This is a genomic window from Streptomyces sp. NPDC060184 (assembly GCF_042728795.1).
GTDB lineage: Bacteria > Actinomycetota > Actinomycetes > Streptomycetales > Streptomycetaceae > Streptomyces.
Genome location: NZ_JBHWYX010000005.1, coordinates 104,690 through 122,703 on the forward strand (window position 1 = coordinate 104,690; position 18,014 = coordinate 122,703).

14 protein-coding genes are annotated in these 18,014 nt (G+C 72.5%); 10 read left to right on the top strand and 4 right to left on the bottom strand.

Translation table 11 applies throughout. The annotated features are described in order from the left end of the window. Nucleotides 1–23: 23 nt before the first annotated feature. From ACFWEE_RS05520 to ligD, 4 genes are all read left to right on the top strand, one after another. Entirely contained in the window at nt 24–746 is a 723-nt protein-coding gene (locus tag ACFWEE_RS05520; RefSeq protein ID WP_386886594.1) for an alpha/beta fold hydrolase, read from the top strand. A gap of 334 nt (nt 747–1,080) precedes the next feature. Further along, complete coding sequence (locus ACFWEE_RS05525) at nt 1,081–2,478, top strand: histidine-type phosphatase (RefSeq protein WP_386886596.1); 1,398 nt, start codon at nt 1,081–1,083, stop codon at nt 2,476–2,478. A gap of 183 nt (nt 2,479–2,661) precedes the next feature. Next, on the top strand, nt 2,662–3,639 hold the full coding sequence (locus ACFWEE_RS05530) for a Ku protein (RefSeq protein ID WP_386886598.1): 978 nt from the start codon (nt 2,662–2,664) through the stop codon (nt 3,637–3,639). Between the two features lie 12 nt (nt 3,640–3,651). Next, nucleotides 3,652–4,608 (top strand): non-homologous end-joining DNA ligase, encoded by a 957-nt coding sequence (gene ligD / locus ACFWEE_RS05535; RefSeq protein ID WP_386886600.1) that lies wholly within the window; start codon nt 3,652–3,654, stop codon nt 4,606–4,608. Between the two features lie 25 nt (nt 4,609–4,633). On the opposite strand, the gene ACFWEE_RS05540 is transcribed toward ligD, so the two are convergent. After that, on the bottom strand, nt 4,634–5,527 hold the full coding sequence (locus ACFWEE_RS05540) for a helix-turn-helix transcriptional regulator (RefSeq protein WP_386886602.1): 894 nt from the start codon (nt 5,525–5,527) through the stop codon (nt 4,634–4,636). A gap of 319 nt (nt 5,528–5,846) precedes the next feature. Here ACFWEE_RS05540 and ACFWEE_RS05545 point away from each other — a divergent pair, with 319 nt between their 5' ends. The 3 genes from ACFWEE_RS05545 (at nt 5,847) to ACFWEE_RS05555 (ending at nt 8,875) form a co-directional block, all read left to right on the top strand. After that, entirely contained in the window at nt 5,847–6,881 is a 1,035-nt protein-coding gene (locus tag ACFWEE_RS05545; RefSeq protein ID WP_386886604.1) for a zinc-binding dehydrogenase, read from the top strand. A 46-nt stretch (nt 6,882–6,927) separates the two neighbouring features. Continuing rightward, nucleotides 6,928–7,779 (top strand): aldo/keto reductase, encoded by an 852-nt coding sequence (locus ACFWEE_RS05550; RefSeq protein ID WP_386886605.1) that lies wholly within the window; start codon nt 6,928–6,930, stop codon nt 7,777–7,779. A gap of 121 nt (nt 7,780–7,900) precedes the next feature. Continuing rightward, a complete protein-coding gene (locus ACFWEE_RS05555; RefSeq protein ID WP_386886607.1) occupies nt 7,901–8,875 on the top strand; it encodes an aldo/keto reductase in 975 nt (324 codons plus the stop codon). Between the two features lie 53 nt (nt 8,876–8,928). Here ACFWEE_RS05555 and ACFWEE_RS05560 read toward each other — a convergent pair whose 3' ends face one another. Together ACFWEE_RS05560 and ACFWEE_RS05565 are read right to left on the bottom strand one after the other, a co-directional pair. Further along, entirely contained in the window at nt 8,929–9,591 is a 663-nt protein-coding gene (locus ACFWEE_RS05560; RefSeq protein ID WP_386886609.1) for a lysophospholipid acyltransferase family protein, read from the bottom strand. Between the two features lie 306 nt (nt 9,592–9,897). Next, entirely contained in the window at nt 9,898–13,683 is a 3,786-nt protein-coding gene (locus tag ACFWEE_RS05565) for a S8 family serine peptidase (RefSeq protein ID WP_386886610.1), read from the bottom strand. A gap of 504 nt (nt 13,684–14,187) precedes the next feature. Between ACFWEE_RS05565 and ACFWEE_RS05570 the strand changes: the two genes are divergently transcribed. The 3 genes from ACFWEE_RS05570 (at nt 14,188) to ACFWEE_RS05580 (ending at nt 16,026) form a co-directional block, all read left to right on the top strand. Further along, the gene (locus ACFWEE_RS05570) at nt 14,188–15,069 is read left to right on the top strand and encodes an SDR family oxidoreductase (protein WP_386886612.1); all 882 of its coding nucleotides are present in this window, start codon (nt 14,188–14,190) and stop codon (nt 15,067–15,069) included. 179 nt (nt 15,070–15,248) lie between these two features. Beyond that, nucleotides 15,249–15,431: a DUF6480 family protein gene (locus ACFWEE_RS05575; RefSeq protein ID WP_386886613.1), complete on the top strand. Its 183-nt coding sequence runs from the start codon at nt 15,249–15,251 to the stop codon at nt 15,429–15,431. A gap of 121 nt (nt 15,432–15,552) precedes the next feature. Continuing rightward, complete coding sequence (locus ACFWEE_RS05580) at nt 15,553–16,026, top strand: hypothetical protein (RefSeq protein ID WP_386886615.1); 474 nt, start codon at nt 15,553–15,555, stop codon at nt 16,024–16,026. Between the two features lie 106 nt (nt 16,027–16,132). On the opposite strand, the gene ACFWEE_RS05585 is transcribed toward ACFWEE_RS05580, so the two are convergent. Beyond that, nucleotides 16,133–17,812 carry an MFS transporter gene (locus tag ACFWEE_RS05585; protein ID WP_386886616.1) on the bottom strand — a complete coding sequence of 560 codons (1,680 nt, stop codon included), beginning with the start codon at nt 17,810–17,812 and terminating at the stop codon, nt 16,133–16,135. Nucleotides 17,813–18,014 lie beyond the last annotated feature (202 nt).

Genomic DNA, 18,014 nt, shown 5'->3' on the forward strand with positions numbered 1-18,014 from the left:
ACGAAGATCCAAGGAGTTCCCCCATGCCATCGTCCGACAGTCCGACGATCGTCCTGGTGCACGGTGCCTTCGCCGATGCCTCCAGCTTCGCCCGGCTCGTCCCGGAGCTGACGGGCCGTGGCCTCGGCGTCGTCGCCCCGGCGGTGCCCAACCGGAGCCTGATCGGTGACGCCGCCTACATCTCCTCCGTGGTGCGGTCGATCGCCGGTCCGGTGATCCTGGTCGGCCACTCGTACGGCGGGGCGGTCATCACCGTCGCGGGCGAGGAGGAGAACGTGAAGGGCCTGGTCTATCTCGCCGGGTACGCGCTGGCGGAGGGCGAGAGCCTGGGTGAGCTGCAGGGTCGCTTCCCCGATTCCGACCTCGCCTCCGCGCTCGTGTACACGCCCTTCCCGGTCGAGGGCTCCGACGAGCCGGGCACCGACGTCTCGGTGGTGCCGGAGAGCTTCCCGGCCGTCTTCGCCCACGACGTCGACCCCGGTCTCGCGAAGATCCTCGCGGTCTCCCAGCGTCCCCTGGCCGCGCAGGCGTTCGCCGAGGAGGCTCCGGTAGCCGCGTGGAAGACGAAGCCTTCCTGGGGTCTGGTGGCCGCCGCCGACCGCACCATCAACCCTGAGGTCGAGCGTTACGGTTACCGGCGCGCGGGCATGTCGGTCGTGGAGGTCGACTCCTCGCACCTGGTGATGCTCTCCCACCCCGAGGACGTCGCCGACCTCATCGAGAAGGCCGTCCGCGGCATCGGCTGACCGGCACGCGGACAGGCCGGGCGCGTGCGGCCCTGCAGTTTCCGCGCGCGCCGTCCACGCTGTGAGCCGTCCGCGCGTGCGCGGCCTCCGCGTCCGTGCGCCGACCGCTCCTCGGATCCCGTCCGGTCCTCCCCGACCGGGCGGGATCCACGTGCGTCCGCCTGTCGCCGACGGCGGCGCGCAGGCGATACGCGGGCGGCGGTGCGCAGGCGGCTGTTCACCCGTACATCACCTCGTGCACGGGCGGCGATGGGCAGCCGTTCGCCCCGGCTTGTGAACCTGCGTCGCGTCGCACCCGCCCGGTCGGCAGTCCCGAAACACCCGAGGAACCCCTGTGAAGCGCACGTTCTCCTCCATGGCCGCCCTGGTCCTGGCCGCCGCGGCGGTCACCGCCGCAGGCGGTTCCGCCTCCGCCCACGCCCCGGCCCGGGTGCTCGGCTCGGGTCAGCACTTCTCCACGACGAAGACGCCGTACGCCCCTCAGCAGAACCGGCGCGACTACGAGGCGGTCCCCGCGTCGTTCACCCCGGTGTTCACGGAGAGCGTCTCCCGTCACGGTTCCCGTGCCATGTCCGACAGCGAGGACGGGGACGCGGTGCTCGCCGTGCTGCGGGACGCGGAGAGCAAGGGCGCGCTGACCCGCCTCGGCGCCCGGCTGGGCCCGCAGGTCGAGTCGCTGCTCGCGGCTGCCTCGTCCGTCGGTTACGGGGAGCTGTCCGGCCGCGGCGTCCAGGAGCAGCGGCAGACCGCGCAGCGCATGGAGGAGCGCCTGCCCTCGCTCTTCCGTCGCATCGTCGCCGGGCAGGAGCCCGTCGAGGTCAAGACGTCCGGGGTGAACCGGGCGACGGCCAGCGCCAACGCCTTCACCGGCGGTCTCACCGCCGCCGATCCGAAGCTGACGGATCTCGTCCAAGCTCCCGTCACCGACAAGGACCTGCTGTACTTCCACAAGCAGCCGCAGAACGCCGATTACCAGGAGTACGTGGAGAGCGATCCCGATCTGGCGGCGGTGCTCGCGCGGATCGACAGTGCTCCGGACACCGCGCGGAACGCGAAGGACGTGGTGGCACGCCTGTTCACGTCCCGGTACGTCGCCGCCATGACCGCCGAGGACCGGGTCGCCTTCGCGCGCTCGCTGTACGAGCTGTACGCCGCCGCGCCCGATCTGCGGGTGGAGGCCCCGGACGTGGATCTCGACGCCTTCGTACCCGCCCGGAACGCCGAGTGGTTCTCGTACCTCGACGACGCCGAGGAGTTCTACGAGAAGGGCCCGTCGTTCAGCGGGCGCACCATCACGTACGGCATGGCGGACGTGCTGCTCGACGACCTGTTCGACCAGGTCGAGGCGAAGGCCGCGGGCACCAGTACGAAGGGGGCCGTGCTCCGCTTCACGCACGCCGAGGAGATCATGCCGCTCGCCGTCCTGCTCGGGCTGCCCGGCTCCACGAAGTCCGCGGACATCGACGAGCCCTACACGTACGGGAACAACGCGTGGCGCGGGGCGCAGGTCGCGCCGATGGCCGCGAACGTGCAGTGGGACCTCTTCGCGGGGCCGCGGCGCGCCGGGACCGGCGGGAAGAGCGGCGCGAAGACGGCGGGCGGGACGCGCTACCTGGTCCGGATGCTCTACAACGAGAAGGAGACCGCGTTCAAGGCGTCCTGCGAGCCGATCTCCCGGGGCAGTCACTTCTACGACCTGGACGAGCTGAAGAGCTGCTTCGGCCGGAACTGACGCCCCGCGCTCCCCCGGATGCGCGGGAGGGTCCCGCGCGCGAGGATCGGACCGGAGGGCGTGTCCGGCGCGGAAGTCCGCCGGACGGGCCCGGAGGGGGCGCGCACGCGCCCGCCCCCTCCGCCGACCGATGCCCGTCACGTTCGCCCCCCGGCCGGGGGCCGGGCGCCTGGGAGGTAGTCGATGCCGCGACCCCTGTGGACCGGTGCCATCAGCTTCGGGCTGGTGACCATCCCGATCAGAGTGGTGTCCGCGACCGAGGACCACTCCATCCACTTCCGGCAGGTGCACCTGGAGGACATGGGCCGCGTCCGCACCCGCAAGGTGTGCGAGCTGGACGGCGCGGAGGTGCCTCAGGACGAGATCGCCAAGGGGTACGAGGTCGCCAAGGACCGCACCGTGCCGGTGACCGACGAGGAGCTGGGCGGGATGCCGCTCCCGACGGCGAAGGCGATCGAGATCGTCGCGTTCGTCGACGCGGGCTCGATCGACCCGATCCGCATCGGCGATTCGTACTTCCTCGCGGCCGACGGCGACGTGGCGAACAAGCCGTACACCTTGTTGCGGAAGGCGCTGGAGCGCTCCGACAAGGCCGCCGTCGCCAAGTTCGCCTGGCACAACCGCGAGCGCCTGGGGCTGCTGCGGGTACGGGAAGGGGCGATCGTGCTGCACTCGATGCGGTGGCCCGACGAGATCCGCAGTCCCGAAGAGCTCGCGCCCAAGGCGATCGAGCTGGACGACGGCGAGGTCGACCGGGCCGTGGAGCTCACCGAGACCATGGCGCTCGACTCCATCGACGGGTTCCGGGACGAGTACCGCACCGCGCTGGAGGAGCTGATCGCGGCGAAGGCGGAGGGCCGGGAGCCGGCCGCGCCCGCCGGGGAGGGCGAGCGGGAGCCCGGCAAGGTGGTGGACCTGATGGCCGCTCTCAACGCCTCGGTCGAGGCGGCGCGGGAGGGCCGGGGCGAACACGGGGGTGAGGCGACCGTCCACGAGATGCCGACGGGCGGGCGGGGCGGGGGGAAGGGCGCGGCGAAGAAGAGCACGGCGAAGCGGACCACCGCGAAGCAGGGCGCCGCCGCGAAGTCCGCCGCGGCGCACAAGACCGCGAAGAAGGCCCCCGCCCGCAAGGCGCCGGCGCGGAAGCGCAGCGCGTCCTGAGGCGCCGGACCGATGGACCTCCCCCGGATCGCCCCGATGCTCGCCACTCCCGGCCGGCTGCCGCCCGCCGCGGTGGACGAGCGGTGGGCCTACGAGGTCAAGTACGACGGGCAGCGCGCGGTGGCCTGTCTGCCCGGCGACGGGTCGGTGCTGCTGCGTTCGCGGTCCGGCGCGGACATCACCGCCGCCTACCCGGACCTCGCGCCGCTCGGCATGGCGCTGGGGGACACGGCGGCGGTCCTGGACGGTGAGATCGTCGCGTTCGACGACGCGGGCCGGAGCGACTTCGAACGCCTGCAGGCGCGGATGGGCCTGGCGGGCACTCCGGCGAAGGCGGCCAGGATGGCCCGTACCGTCCCGGCGCACCTGGTCCTCTTCGACGTGCTGTTCCTCGGCACCGAGCGGCTGACACGGCTCCCCTACACCGAGCGCCGCGCCGCCCTGGAGTCGCTCGGCCTGACCGGGACGCACTGGTCGACCCCGGCGTTCATCGCGGGGCACGGCGAGCGTGCCCTGGAGGCGACCCGGGCCGCCGGGCTGGAGGGGCTGATCGCCAAGCGGCTGGACTCCGGTTACGAACCGGGGGTCCGCTCGCACGCGTGGATCAAGATCCGTCACGTCAGGACCGCCGACGTCGTCGTCGGCGGCTGGCTCCCCGGCCACGGCCGGCTGAGCGAGCTGCCGGGCGCCCTCCTGCTGGGTGAGCGGCGGGGTGGCGAGCTGCGGCACATCGGAAACGTCGGCACCGGCTGGAGCGACGCGGAACGGCACACGCTCGCCGGGCTTCTGCGTGCCGCCGCGAGTGCCGACTGCCCGTTCAGCCCGCCTCCTCGGACGCCGGGCGCACGGTGGGTGCTGCCCCGCCTGGTCGGCGAGGTGGCCTACGCCACCCGGACCCGCGCCGGGCTGCTGCGGCAGCCTTCCTGGCGCCGGCTGCGGCCCGACCTGACGCCGGACGACCTCGCCTGAGCCGGTGGCCCTTTTCCGAAGGCCGTCAGTCGGCCGTCACGGCGTCGCGGCGCGCGGAGTCGGCCGGTGCGGTGAGGTCGAGCAGGAGCATGGCGTCGTGGTCGGGGGTGCCGGGTTCGGCGGTGTACACGCCGAGGCGCTGGCCCGGGGTCCCCTCCAGGTTCATGCTCTGGCTGCTGAGGGTGAGGACGCCGACCTTCGGGTGGTGGACGGTCTTCTGGATCTTCTTCCGCCCGATGACGTCGTAGCGTTCCCACAGCCGCGCGAAGTCGGGGCTCTTGAGAAGGAGCTCGCCGACCAGGCCGGCGAGGTCGGGGGCGTCGGGGTTGAGTCCGGCTTCGGTGCGCAGGCGGGCGACGCAGCCGCGGACCTGGACGTCCCAGTCGGGGAACAGCTCCCGGGCCACGGGGTGGAGGACGATGTAGCGGGCGAGGTTGCGCCGGGCGAGGGGCCAGTCGTCCATTCCCGCGTACAGGGCCAGTCCGGCCGGGTTCCAGGCGAGCAGGTCCATGCTGCGGCTGACGATGTAGGCGGGGTTCGGCCGCACCGTCTCCAGCAGCAGCTTCAGGTGGGGGCGCACGGTCCGGCTGGGCGGGGGCGGCGGCTCGGGCGCGAAGCGGGAGGCCCGGACGGCGAGCTCGCGCAGGTGGTGGTGCTCGTCGTCGTCGAGGTGGAGGGCGCGGGCGAGGGCGTCGACGACGCCGGGACCGGGCCGGGTCTCCTTGCCCCGCTCCAGGCGGGTGTAGTAGTCGATGCTGACCCCGGCGAGCGTGGCCAGTTCCTCGCGGCGCAGGCCGGGGGTACGGCGGACGCCGTACCCGGGGGTGAGGCCGACGGACTGGGGACTGGTCTGGGTACGGCGGGCGCGCAGGAAGCGCGCCAGCTCGTCACCGACGGTGTGCTGCTGCTCGGGTGCCATGTGTCCAGTGTCGCAACACCGCCGGTGGTCCGGTGCGCACGAGGGGGGCCGTGCTGTACCCCCCTCTCGCCACCCCCCGGCAGAAGCCGGTCTCCCTGCCGGGCGGGTGAGCCGCCATGGTGGATGACGGCGCCGCTTCGCCCGCCCCGCTTTCGACGAGCTCTCCAGCCTGCCCCGGCGGGCGAGACCCGCACCGGGGCCGGCCGGCGGATGCTCGACCGGCGCGAACCCGCCGCCCCCACCGGTCCGGCCGGACCACTGGGACGAACACCCCTCCCGCCGTACGACTGGCGGCCTTCAGGAAACAGGAGCGACCCCCATGCGCGCAGCAGTGATGTACGGAGCCGGCGACGTCCGGATGGAGGACCGTCCCGAACCCCGGGTCCAGCAGCCCTCGGACGCCGTCGTCCGCGTCGTGCTGTCGTGCGTGTGCGGCAGCGACCTGTGGCCGTACAAGTCGATGCCCGCCACCGGCACGGGCCGCCCCATGGGGCACGAGTTCCTGGGCGTGGTCGAGGAGACCGGCCCTGACGTCTCGGGGGTCAAGGCCGGCGACCTGGTGGTCGCGCCGTTCACGTACTGCGACAACACCTGCGACTTCTGCCGCAAGGGCCTGCACTCCTCGTGCCGCAACGGCGGCCGGTACGGCCTCGACGGCGTGGACGGCGGCCAGGGCGAGGCGGTACGCGTCCCCCTGGCCGACGGCACGCTGGTCAGGCTCCCGGTCGGTACGGACCAGGCGCTGCTGCCGTCGCTGCTGGCCCTGTCGGACGTCATGGGCACCGGTCACCACGGCGCGGTGACCGCCGGTGTGGGCCGCGGCGACCGGGTCCTGGTGATCGGCGACGGCGCCGTGGGCCTCTGCGCGGTCGTCGCCGCCCGGCGCCTGGGCGCCGAGCAGATCGTCCTCATGGGCCGCCACGCCGCCCGGACCGACCTCGGCCGGGCGTTCGGCGCCACCGACGTCGTGGCCGAGCGCGGCGACGAAGGCATCGCCCGCGTCCGCGACCTGACCGGCGGCCACGGTGTCGACAAGGTCATCGAGGCCGTCGGCGCCCGCCAGGCCCTCGACGCCGCGTTCGGCACGGTCGTCGACGGCGGCACCATCAGCCGCGTCGGCGTCCCGCAGTACGAGGAAGGCCCCGTCGGCCCGTCGATGATCATGCGGAACATCACCCTCACCGGAGGTGTCTCGCCGGCCCGCGCCTACATCGAGGAACTGCTGCCCGACGTCCTGGACGGCGTCATCGAGCCGGGGCGCGTCTTCGACCGCTCCTTCACCCTCGACGAGACCCCGGACGCGTACCGGGCCATGACCGAGCGCCGCGTCCTCAAGGCCCTCATCACACTCTGACTCCCCGGATCGCCCCGATCCCCGCACGGAAGGCAAGGAAGAACCCATGGAGCACGTCACCCTCAACAACGGTGTCCGGATGCCCGTCCTCGGCTTCGGCGTCTACCAGATCCCGGCCGACCGGACCGAGCAGGCCGTCTCCCAGGCCCTCGCGGCCGGCTACCGGCTGTTCGACACCGCCGCCGCGTACGGCAACGAGGAGGCCGTCGGCCGTGCCATCAGGGCCGGCGGCGTCCCGCGCGAGGAGCTGTTCGTCACCACCAAGCTGTGGGTGCAGGACGCGCCCGCCGAGGAGAACGCCCGGCGCGCCTTCGAGACCTCGCTGCGCAAGCTGGGCCTCGACTACCTCGACCTGTACCTGATGCACCAGCCCTACGGGGACGTGTACGGCCAGTGGCGGGCCATGGAAGCCCTGAACCGCGAGGGCCTCGCCAAGGCGATCGGCGTCGCCAACTTCTCCCCCGACCGGCTGCTGGACCTCACCTTCAACACCGGGATCACACCGGCGGTCAATCAGATCGAGACCCACGTGTTCTTCCAGCGCGCCGCCGACCACGCCCTCATGCGTGAGCACGGTGTGCAGCACCAGTCCTGGGGCGGCTTCGCCGAGGGGAAGAACGGCCTGTTCACCAACCCCGTGCTGAGTGCGATCGGTGAGACGCACGGCAAGTCCGTGGCGCAGGTCGCGCTGCGCTGGCTGATCCAGCGCGGCGTCGTCGCCATCCCCAAGTCGGTGAGCCCCGACCGGATGGCGCAGAACTTCGACGTCTTCGACTTCGAGCTGACCGACGACCAGATGGCCGCCGTCGCCGCCCTCGACACCGGCGAGACCCTCTTCTTCGACCACCGCGACCCCGAGATGGTCACCTGGCTCAGCAAGCGCCGCCTGGACGGCTGACCGGGAGGCCGGAACACGGCAGCACACCGCCCCGGGGACCTTGCCCCGGAGGGAAGGAGCATGATCAGTTCAGCTGGTCATCACCCCGGGGCACCGAACCCGTCAGAAAGAGTGAGGAACCATGAAGCACATCAAGCTGGGTGACCTGGAGGTCTCCCGCATCGGTCTGGGCGCGATGGGCATGTCGCACGGCTACACCGGCGCCGGGACGGACGACGCCGAGTCCGTCCGCACCGTGCACCGCGCCCTGGAGCTGGGCGTCACCTTCATCGACACCGCCGAGGTGTACGGCCCCTTCGTCAACGAGGAACTCATCGGCCGGGCCCTCCAGGGGCGCCGGGACCAGGTGGTGCTCGCGACGAAGTTCGGTCTGATCTCCCACACCGGCCGCGAGGGCGGGGCCGACAGCAGCCCGGCCAACGTCCGCGCCGCCGTGGAGGGTTCTCTCAAGCGCCTCGGCACCGACCACATCGACCTGTACTACCAGCACCGCGTCGACCCCGGCACTCCGATCGAGGAGACCGTCGGGGCCCTGGCCGAGCTGGTCGCCGAGGGCAAGATCCGGTACATCGGCCTGTCCGAGGCCGGACCCGACACCATCCGCCGTGCCCACGCCGTCCATCCCGTCACCGCTCTGCAGTCCGAGTACTCGCTGTTCACCCGGGACCCCGAGGACCGTGTGCTGCCGGTGCTGCGCGAGCTGAACATCGGTTTCGTCCCCTTCTCCCCGCTGGGACGCGGCTTCCTCACCGGCGCGATCCGCTCCACCGACCAGTTCGACCCGACCGACTTCCGCGCCGACAACCCCCGGTTCGCCGGGGAGAACTTCCAGCACAACCTGCGGCTGGCGGACGAGGTCGCCGCCATCGCCGCCGAGATCGATGCCACCCCGGCCCAGGTCGCCCTCGCCTGGCTGCTGGCCCAGGGCGACGACATCGCGCCCATCCCCGGCACCCGGCGGGTGGCCCGGGTCGAGGAGAACACCGGCGCCGACGCCGTGACGCTGACCGGAGAGCAGCTGGCCCAGCTCTCCAGCCTCGCCCCGGCCGCCGGCAACACCCACAACGACGCCCAGATGCGCATGATGGAGCGCTGACCGGAACGCCGACCCGGCCGCGCCGCCCGCCGGGTGACTCGGCGGGCGGCCGGTCAGGCGGCGAGCGCCGCGCCCTCCCCCAGGTGCGCGGCGGCCGTGCGCCAGGCCGCCGTGACCGCCCGGTGCGCCTCCGCGGTCGCGGCCGGGATGTCCTCGGGCAGCCGTACGGGGCTGCCGAAGTGGACGTGCAGGCGCGGCCGGCGGGCGGGTGCCGTGAGCAGCCCGGCGATCTGCTTCACCGTGCCGCCGGAGACCACGCGGCGGGCGCCCGCCTGGCCGAGCGGTACGACCGGGACGCCGGCCGCCAGCGCCAGACGGGCGAGCCCGCTGCGGAACCTCTCGGGCGCGGCCTCGGCGGAGTCCTTCCGCAGGGGCAGCCCGCCCTCCGCGTAGATGAGGACGTGGCGGCCGGCCCGCAGGGCGGTGGCCGCCTGCTCCAGGGACTCGGCCGCCCGGACGCTGCCCCGGTGGACGGGCACGTGGCCGCCCTTGACCAGCAGCGGGCCGAGCACGGGGACGCGCCAGAGGCCGGCCGTCGCGAGGACGACCGGTTCGATGCCGTGGCGGAGCAGGGCGGCCAGCACGATCCCGGGGTCGACGAGCGAGGTGTGGTTGGCGACGATGAGCGATCCGGGGGCGGGGGCCTCCTCCTCGTCGGAGGTGGTCGTCAGGTGCCCGAGGGAGGGCACGACGGCGGCGGCGATGCGGCTGAGCACGGATTCTCCTGCGGTCTGGCGAGCGGACGGGCAACTGGACCACGCCGTGGCCCGGAAGTCCCGCCCGTCAGGAGGAACTTCCGGGCCGCGCTCCAGCGGTGTGGCGTGGTGAGCTCCATCGTCCGGCAGTGGACCCGTCCGCGGCCTGAGTCCTCGTACTCAACCGTCTCGATGCCCGACCGCGCGAAGGCGAGCGTGCCCGGGGCGGATCGCACGGAGGCCGGGCCGGAATGTTCCGGCCCGGCCTCCGCCCGGTGTCGGTCGCTCCGGTCGGTCAGGGGCGCCGCCCCGACCGACCGGCCGTGGTCAGGCGATGCCCGCCGCCCGGACCAGGGTCTGGGTGACGGTGTTGCCCCGGCCGTCGGTGGCGTGCACCCGTACCGTGACGAAGTCCGCGCCCCTCGGGGCGTTCAGCCGGACCGTGGCTCCCTTGCCGGAGGAGCCGACCGGAGCCTTCCGCCAGTGCGCCCCGTCGTCGTAGGAGAGCTCCACGGCGGTGGTGCGCGGGGTCGTCCTCGGGCCGCCGGGCAGGTGCGACGGGGTGACGAGGAGGGAGGCGTCCCGCCTCGCCGATCCGTCGGCGGCGGTACGGAGGGTGTAGTCGAGCTGGATCAGCGGGAGTTGACTCACTTCCTCCGGGTCCTTCGCCGCCCGGGAAACGAAGGTCCACTCCGTCCTGGTGCTGGTGGAGAAGGGGTAGTCGCCGGTGCGGGCGGTGGTGGTCACCAGGCGGTAGCCGGCCCTGGCGGCGGGCACGTCGGCGTACAGGTAACCGCCGTCCGCGGTGGCGGTGAGCCGTCCGTCGCGGTAGAGCTCCGTGGTCTGGGTGTTGGGTCCGTAGCCGGCGGTCCCCGCGTGGTTCTCGCCCGAGTCGCCCCAGCCGGGCACATAGGCGGCGATCTCGGAGCCGGTACGGGTGGGCAGGTCGATGCTGGTGTTGACCCGGGGGCGCTGGAACGGGCCGAACCAGGTCACCTCGGTGGTGCGTCCGGCCGGGTAGCGGAGCGGGTCCGACGCCTGGAGGGACTGCGGGCCGAGCTTGGGGTCGTACTCGTACACCTCCTCGTACCAGCGGAACGAGCTGTCGGTGGTGAGGTAGTCGGTGCGGTGGGCCCCCGCGGTCGAGCGTGCGGTCACCCCGCTGCGCATCGAGGCGTAGGGCTGGAGGTCGAAGCGGTACTCGTCCACGCCGTGCGCGGGGTCGTTGCGGAAGTCGACCTCGACCTTGGCGAGTTCGCGCTCCTTCGGCGCGTAGGTGACGTCGGCCGGAATCCGGTCCTTCCAGGACTTCACCAGGTCGTAGAGGTAGTCCGTGTCGGGGTGGGAGGCGACGCGCAGGGGCACGCTGCCGGTGGCGCTCGCGCCGATCCGGGCGACGAGTGCGTTGCCGCCGGTGGCGGAGAGGCCCGCGACGGTCAGCCTGGTGCGCTTGATCGCGTCGTACATCCGGCCGTTGCCGTTCTTGACGATGAGGAGGAGCTTGACGCCGGCGTTCTCGGCCTGGGCGATCTGTTCGTCGGCGTCGTCCTCGTCGTCGCTCTGCCGGACGACGACGGCCTTGTCCAGGGTCTTTCCGGTACCGAGGGCGGTGTAGTCGTCGGCGAGTCCGTCACCGGCGAACACCGCGTCGACGGTGCCGACGCCCGCGGGCAGGGAACCCGAACCGGCCTGCACCCAGAGGTCGTCGAAGTCCTGGCTGCCCGACCTCACGCTCAGGACGGGCTGCTTCTCGCGCCAGCGGACGGTGACGAGGGTGCGGCCGTCCGAGACCTTGGGCGCCTGCTGGAGCCAGACGCTGTCGTAGCGGGTGCCGACGGTCAGGCTGGAAAGGACGCCCTCGCCGGTGTCGAACGTACGGACGTAGTCGACGCGCCCCTGGTTGTCGGAGGCGGCCGGCTTGGGAGTGACGGCGCGGGCCTCGTGCAGGGCGGTTCCGCCGAGAACCAGGTCGGTGTCCTGGTGGACCTCGACGGACGGCGCGTTCAGCAGCCCGAGTCCCTCGGACGAGGCGCCGTGGACGCCCTTGACGGTCGCCAGCGACCACACGGCGTACGTACCGGGGGCGACGATGGTGTCGATGACACCGTCGTCCGTCACGGCGTAGCTGTAGGCGTAGTCGCCGCCGCCCTGCCGGAGCAGCTCGACCATGGTGGTTCCCACGACCGGGGAGCCCTGCTGGTCGAGGAGCTTCATCCTCAGGTGGTAGGGCTTCTCCTGGGTGCTGACGCCGACGAGGGTGCGGGTCGCCGCGGTGCCGTCCACGGAGCCGATGACGCGGCTGGTGAAGCGGTGTGCGGCGGGGGCCTCGTCCAGGTGCGTCGTCAGGGTCGCCGACGCGCTGCCGTGCGCCGGTACGGTGAGCCGGTCGGCCGACAGGGTGAAGAGGCCCTCGGGGGCGCCGGACGCCTCCATCGCGAGGTCGACGACGACGGCGGATTCGGCGGTGTTGGTCCACTCGACGGTCTTGGCCACCGTCTCGCCGGGTGCGCCGCCCAGCGAGTGGATGCCCGCGTCCACCGCGGCGGTGGCGAAGAGGGTGGCGTTCGTGGCGGCCACCGCGTCGACCCGGCCGTTGCCCCCGTCGTCGACGCCGATCGCGGGCGTCGCCCTGGAGGTGCTGACCAGGGCGTCCTTCAACTGCGTACCCGTCCAGTCGGGATGCTCCGCTGCCAGCAGGGCGGCGACGCCCGCGACGTGCGGGGTGGCCATCGAGGTGCCGCTCTTCGTCATGTAGTACCCCTCGCCGTCCCAGGAGTGCCGGGAGCGTGCGGCGAGGACGTCGACACCGGGTGCCGTGATCTCGGGTTTGATCCCGTCGTCGGCGAAGCGCGGCCCGCGGCTGGAGAAGTCCGCGATGGCGTCGGCCGAGTCGACCGCGCCGACCGTCAGGGCGGCGTCCGCGGTGCCGGGGGAGCCGATGGTGTGCGCGGCCGGGCCGGTGTTCCCGGCGGCGATGGTGAACAGGGCGCCGGTCTCGGCGCTGAGTTCACCGACCGCCAGGCTGAGCAGGTCGGTGCCGTCGCTCGGCGCGTCGGATCCGAGGCTCATGGAGATGACCTTGGCCTTCACCTCGCGTGCGGCCCATTCCATGCCGGCGAGGATCCAGGAGTCTTGGCCGCTTCCGCTGGTGTCGAGGACCTTGCCGACATGCAGCCGGGCGCCGGGGGCGACGCCCTTCTCCTTGCCTCCGGAGGCCGCGCCACTGCCGGCGATGGTCGAGGCGACGTGCGTGCCGTGTCCGTGGTGGTCGTCGATGTCCTCGCCCGGCACGAAGCTCTCCGAGGAGGCGATGTTCTGGAGGTCGGGGTGCTCGACGTCGTATCCGCTGTCCAGGACGGCGACGTCCACGCCTTCACCGGTGTTGCCGCCCGCCCAGACGTCGGGAGCCCCGATCTGCGCGGCGGTGTCGGCCATCAGCGACTCGGCCTTGCCGTCGAGCCACACCTTGGCGACGCCGCCCGCGAAGCCGCCGGGCGCCGTCTTGCCTGCGTCACGGGCGAACGGGGTGGTGGACGCCGTTCCGGTGAGCGACGTCCAGAAGGCGGCGGCGTCGTCGTGGTCCTCGGTGAGTGCGACTCCGTCGACGCTGCTGAGCAGACGCGCGTCGCCCGGCCCGGCCACGGACCGGAGCAGGCTGGTGCCGGTGCCCGCCGCGCTGCGCGCCGCGGCGGCCGAGGTGTAGGTGACGATGAGCGGCACGTGCGCCATGTGCGCGTCGTCGTAGCCGTCCGAGATCAACCGGGTGACGTTGAAGAGCCGTTGGTCGATCAGCCCGGAGGCCAGGTAGGGACGTACGGCTGCCGGGTAGACGAAGGTGTCGTCGCCGACGCTGGTGATGCTCGCCTCGGCATCCGCACCGTCCGGCCCCACGACCGATATCGACGCGGGAAGGCTTCCCCTGGTGGTCACGGTGACCTTGTCGCCCGTCACCAGGGTGACGGCGGAAGACCTTCCGGGACCGGCCGCGGGGGCGCTCGGGACGGGGCTGGAACCGGTGGACGCGGCACTGGACGCCGACGGGATCGCCACGGCGGCCAGCAGGACTGCTCCGATGACCGGCAGGACGTGTCTGCCGGTGGGTCTGGTGGTCAAAGGGTTTCCTCGACTCGTAAGGATGTACGGCCGAGCGGGAACCTATACGGACGGCCGAGCTGCCGACCAGAGCGCCGCTGACGCGCCGAACTCCCGTTTAACCAGGCGGAAATAAAGTCACCGCTGAGCGGTCACCGGGACAACAAGCGCTTTCTGATTTGTCGCCGTGATCCACAACTGGCCCGGGTGCCGGAGGAGTGGACCCGCCACAGATTTACGTGCGCTTTACAAGCGTTCAAGTACGGCTGCCGACGCCGCTCCGCCTGCCGCCGGACGAGCCGCCACCGGCCCCCGCCACGACTCGAGCGCCCTGCGTGATCAGCCACCCCGCGTACGTGGTGTGGTCACCCGGCCGCGTACCGGCACCGGCCGGCCCCCTGCACGGCCGGCCCTCAGCGCGAGCCCGATCCGGTCCGGCGTGTTTGGGTGGAACGGGCGGCGGACCGCCGCCGGACCGCATACGCCATGGGCACGGTCCTCGCCCGCACAGCCGAGGAGGGCACCATGCGCGACAGGAATCCGCTGGAAGGGCGGCTCGCGGTCGTCACCGGGGCGGCGCGCGGCGTGGGTGCCGGGGTCGCGAGGGAACTGGCGCACCGGGGCGTACGTGTCGCGCTCCTCGGGCGGGAGGGGCAGACGCTGGAGCGGGTCGCGGAGGGCCTGGAGACGGAGGCGCACTGCTTCGAGGTGGACGTCACGGACGACGCGGCCATGGAGCGCGTGGCGGGCGAGATCTCCGCGCGCCTCGGCCCTCCGTCGATCGTGGTGGCCAACGCCGGAGTGGCCGAGGGCGGCCCCTTCGGTACGTCGGATCCCGTGACCTGGCGCCGGGTCGTCGAAGTCAATCTCGTCGGCAGCGCCGTCACCGCGCGCGCGTTCCTGCCCGGGCTGCTCGCGACGCACGGCTACTTCCTCCAGGTGGCCTCGACGGCCTCGTTCGGCGCGGCCCCGATGATGAGCGCCTACTGCGCGTCGAAGGCGGGTGCCGAGTCGCTCGCGCAGTCCCTGCGGGCGGAGCTCGCCCACCGCCGGGTGGGCGTCGGTATCGCCTATCTCAGCTGGGTGAGTACCGACATGATCCGCGACGCGGACCGGTACGACGTGCTGCGGGAGCTGCGCGGGCACATGCCTCCCCCGGCCCGCCGGATTCACCCGGTGGAGCAGGTCGCCGGGTGGCTGGTGCGCGGTATCGAGCGCCGCTCCGCCACGGTGTACGCGCCGCCGTGGCTGCGGCTGGCGCAGCCCGTACGCCCGTTCCTGCCGCCTCTGGTCACCTGGGTGTCCCGGCGGCAGCTGCCGCGCCTGGAGGAACGGGCCAGGTTCGAGGCCACCGGACTGCTGGGCACGGGCGGGCAGGCCGCCCGCTCGGCCGACGGGCGGGAGTGACCGGGACGCCCGGCACGCACCCCCCGCACACCCCGCACCCCACGCACAGCCCGCACGAACCGCACCCCACGCACAGCCCGCGCACACCGCACACCCCGCACGAGCCGCCCCGCACGCTCGGCCCGCGGCCGGCGGTGCCACGGCGTGCGCCGGGGCCCGGGTGGAGAGACGGTTGATGCATGACTACCGCACTGAATCCCCCGGGAGAGACACCGCCGGCCGAAGGCTGCATCGGTGAGGCGCACCAGGAGCGGGCGGACGGAGGCATGTGGGAACACCCGGCCGTCTGGGCGGCCGTCGTCCTGGTGGGCGCGGCGATCTTCGCCGCCTTCTTCCTCGCGCGCATCTTCGGCTTCGGCTGAGCCTTTCCCCGCAGCGCACCCCGACCCGTTCCGCGTACGCCCCGCGCGGCCTCCCCCGGCTCGCGCGGGCCGCACGCGACACCCTGGCGTGGATCACCCCGTCTCCCTACCGTGTTCGAGCATGGAATGGATGACGCTGGTGGCCACGCTTCTCGGTGCGGTGATCGCCATGGGCTCGACGCTGCTGATCGAGAACCGCAAGGACCGACGTGAGGCGGCCGGGGAGTGGCGGCGCGGCAGGCGCGAACTGTACGGGGCCTATCTCGGGACGCTCTCCCAGGTACGCGGCGAGCTGCAACTCCTGATACTCGACCGGACACCGGCCGATGCCGACCGCCAGGTCCGGGCCCGGCAGAGTTTCGCCAAGTGCTACGAACTCCGCTATCAGCTGGAGGTCTTCGCGCCGCGCGCCGTGGTCGAGCCCGCCCTCCGCTACTTCCGGAGCGTGCGCAGGCTGCGGGACGAGGCGGGTGCCGGGGTGGTGGACGGGGACGACCGCTGCGAGCGCGCCTTCGTCGACGTCATGGACGCGCTCGCCGAGGTACGCGACGCCATGCGGCTGGACATGGGGACGGACGCCCTCGCCGCGCGCTGAACTTCCCCGCCTCCGCGCCCTCATGGCCCTGTGAGCCCCTGTGCTGCCCTCCGACCCTGGTCGGCGGGAGGGCGGCACAGGGGCTCGCGGGCCCGGGGAGCGCCGTTCAGCTTGCCGGTGGTCCGGGCCCGTCGTCCGGCGCGCGGTCCCGGACCGCCGAACCGTCCCCGAGCGCCGAACCGTCCGGGCCCGCGGCCGTTCCCGTACTCGTACCGGTCCCCGCCGCGACGTCCGGGTCGTCGTCCGTCGCGGGGGCCGCGCCGCCCTGGAGCCGTTCGCGGTCGGAGGCGCGGACCTGGATCACGAAGAGGGAGATAAGCGCGGCGAGCACGGCGAGCACGGCCGCGACGACGAAGGCGGCGGACACGCCGGACGACAGCACCTCGTTGCCCCAGGGCGGCGGGAGTTCGCCGGTCCTGCGGAACTCCAGTTGCTGTGCGGGGGTCGCCTCCCGCATGAACTTCGGGATCTGGTCGGTGGCCTCGTTGCGGCTCGCGGTGCCGAAGACCGTGACCAGGATGGAGAGTCCGAGCGAACCGCCGACCTGCTGGGTGGCGTTCAGGATGCCGGAGGCCGCTCCCGCTTCCTTGGGGCGGACGCCGGAGACCGCCATGAGGGTCAGCGAGACGAACTGGAGTCCCATGCCGAAGCCGAAGACGAGCACCGGGCCGAGCAGGCTGCCCAGATAGGTGCTGTCGGCATCGGTCAGGGTCAGCCAGCCGAGTCCCGCCGCCGCCAGCACCGCACCCGTCACCATGAACGGCTTCGGCCCCCACCTGGGGAGCAGTTGGGAGGCGAACCCGGCACCGACCGCGATGATGGCGCTCACCGGGAGGAAGGCGAGGCCCGCCCGCAACGGGCTGAAGCCCAGGACGTTCTGCACGAACAGGGTGAGGAAGAAGAACATCCCGAACATCGCGGCGGACAGGGACAGCATGATGCCGTAGGTGCCCGCGCGGTTGCGGTCGCGGAACATCCAGAGCGGGGTGATCGGCTGTTTCGACCGCTGCTCGATGGCGATGAACGCGGCGAGGAGCACCACCGCCGCCGCGAAGGCTCCGAGGGTGACCGTGTCGCTCCAGCCGTCCTCCGAAGCCCGGATGAAGCCGTAGACGAGCATCACCATGCCGAGCGTGGAAGTGAGGGCGCCGAGGACGTCGAAGTGTCCCGGGTGGCGTACGGACTCGGGGATGTAGCGGGGGGTGGCCAGCGCGATCAGCAGGCCGATCGGAACGTTGACGAAGAAGATCCACCGCCAGTCGAGCCACTCCACCAGCAGGCCACCGGCGAGCAGGCCGATCGCGCTGCCGCCCGCGGAGACGGCGGCGAAGACGCCGAACGCCCTGTTCCTCTCGGGTCCTTCACGGAAGGTCGTGGTGATCAGCGACAGCGCCGTGGGGGACGCGATGGCGCCACCGACGCCCTGGAGCGCCCGGGCGGCGAGCAGTTGCCAGGACTCCTGTGACAGACCGCCGAGGAGGGAGGCGAACACGAAGAGCAGGACGCCGAAGATGAAGACCCTGCGGCGTCCGAGGATGTCTCCCAGCCGTCCGCCGAGCAGGAGCAGGCCACCGAACGTCAGGGTGTAGGCGTTGATCACCCACGAGAGGTTCTCGGTGCTGAAGCCCAGAGCGGTCTGGATGTGCGGGAGCGCGATGTTGACGATGGTGATGTCGAGCACGACCATCAGCTGGCACGAGGTGATGACCAGGAGTGCCATGCCCTTGCCGCGGCCCTCGTTGCGGGGCGCGGCCCGATGTGCGACATGCGCGGGAGAGTCCGTCATATCAGTACTCACGTCTGCCGACGGCGGCGTCGACGGCCCGGGCGGGCCGGACGCGTTACCCGTTCGACGGTAGGCCCCGGGCAAGGGTGCCGCCATTCGGGCGCGCGGCGGCCGTCCGCCACGCCGTCCGTACGCCCGCACACCCCCGCGTTCACCGTGACTTCACCGGAGAGACATGTCCGCACCTCCCGCTCGGGGCCCG

Excerpts from the sequence above, each read along its gene's own strand:
- ACFWEE_RS05575 (WP_386886613.1), top strand. The coding sequence starts at position 15,249 with ATGACTACCGCACTGAATCCCCCGGGAGAGACACCGCCGGCCGAAGGC.
- ligD (WP_386886600.1), top strand. The coding sequence starts at position 3,652 with ATGGACCTCCCCCGGATCGCCCCGATGCTCGCCACTCCCGGCCGGCTG.
- ACFWEE_RS05520 (WP_386886594.1), top strand. The coding sequence starts at position 24 with ATGCCATCGTCCGACAGTCCGACGATCGTCCTGGTGCACGGTGCCTTC.
- ACFWEE_RS05555 (WP_386886607.1), top strand. The coding sequence starts at position 7,901 with ATGAAGCACATCAAGCTGGGTGACCTGGAGGTCTCCCGCATCGGTCTG.
- ACFWEE_RS05540 (WP_386886602.1), bottom strand. The coding sequence starts at position 5,527 with ATGGCACCCGAGCAGCAGCACACCGTCGGTGACGAGCTGGCGCGCTTC.
- ACFWEE_RS05570 (WP_386886612.1), top strand. The coding sequence starts at position 14,188 with ATGCGCGACAGGAATCCGCTGGAAGGGCGGCTCGCGGTCGTCACCGGG.
- ACFWEE_RS05585 (WP_386886616.1), bottom strand. The coding sequence starts at position 17,812 with ATGACGGACTCTCCCGCGCATGTCGCACATCGGGCCGCGCCCCGCAAC.
- ACFWEE_RS05580 (WP_386886615.1), top strand. The coding sequence starts at position 15,553 with ATGGAATGGATGACGCTGGTGGCCACGCTTCTCGGTGCGGTGATCGCC.
- ACFWEE_RS05530 (WP_386886598.1), top strand. The coding sequence starts at position 2,662 with ATGCCGCGACCCCTGTGGACCGGTGCCATCAGCTTCGGGCTGGTGACC.
- ACFWEE_RS05545 (WP_386886604.1), top strand. The coding sequence starts at position 5,847 with ATGCGCGCAGCAGTGATGTACGGAGCCGGCGACGTCCGGATGGAGGAC.
- ACFWEE_RS05550 (WP_386886605.1), top strand. The coding sequence starts at position 6,928 with ATGGAGCACGTCACCCTCAACAACGGTGTCCGGATGCCCGTCCTCGGC.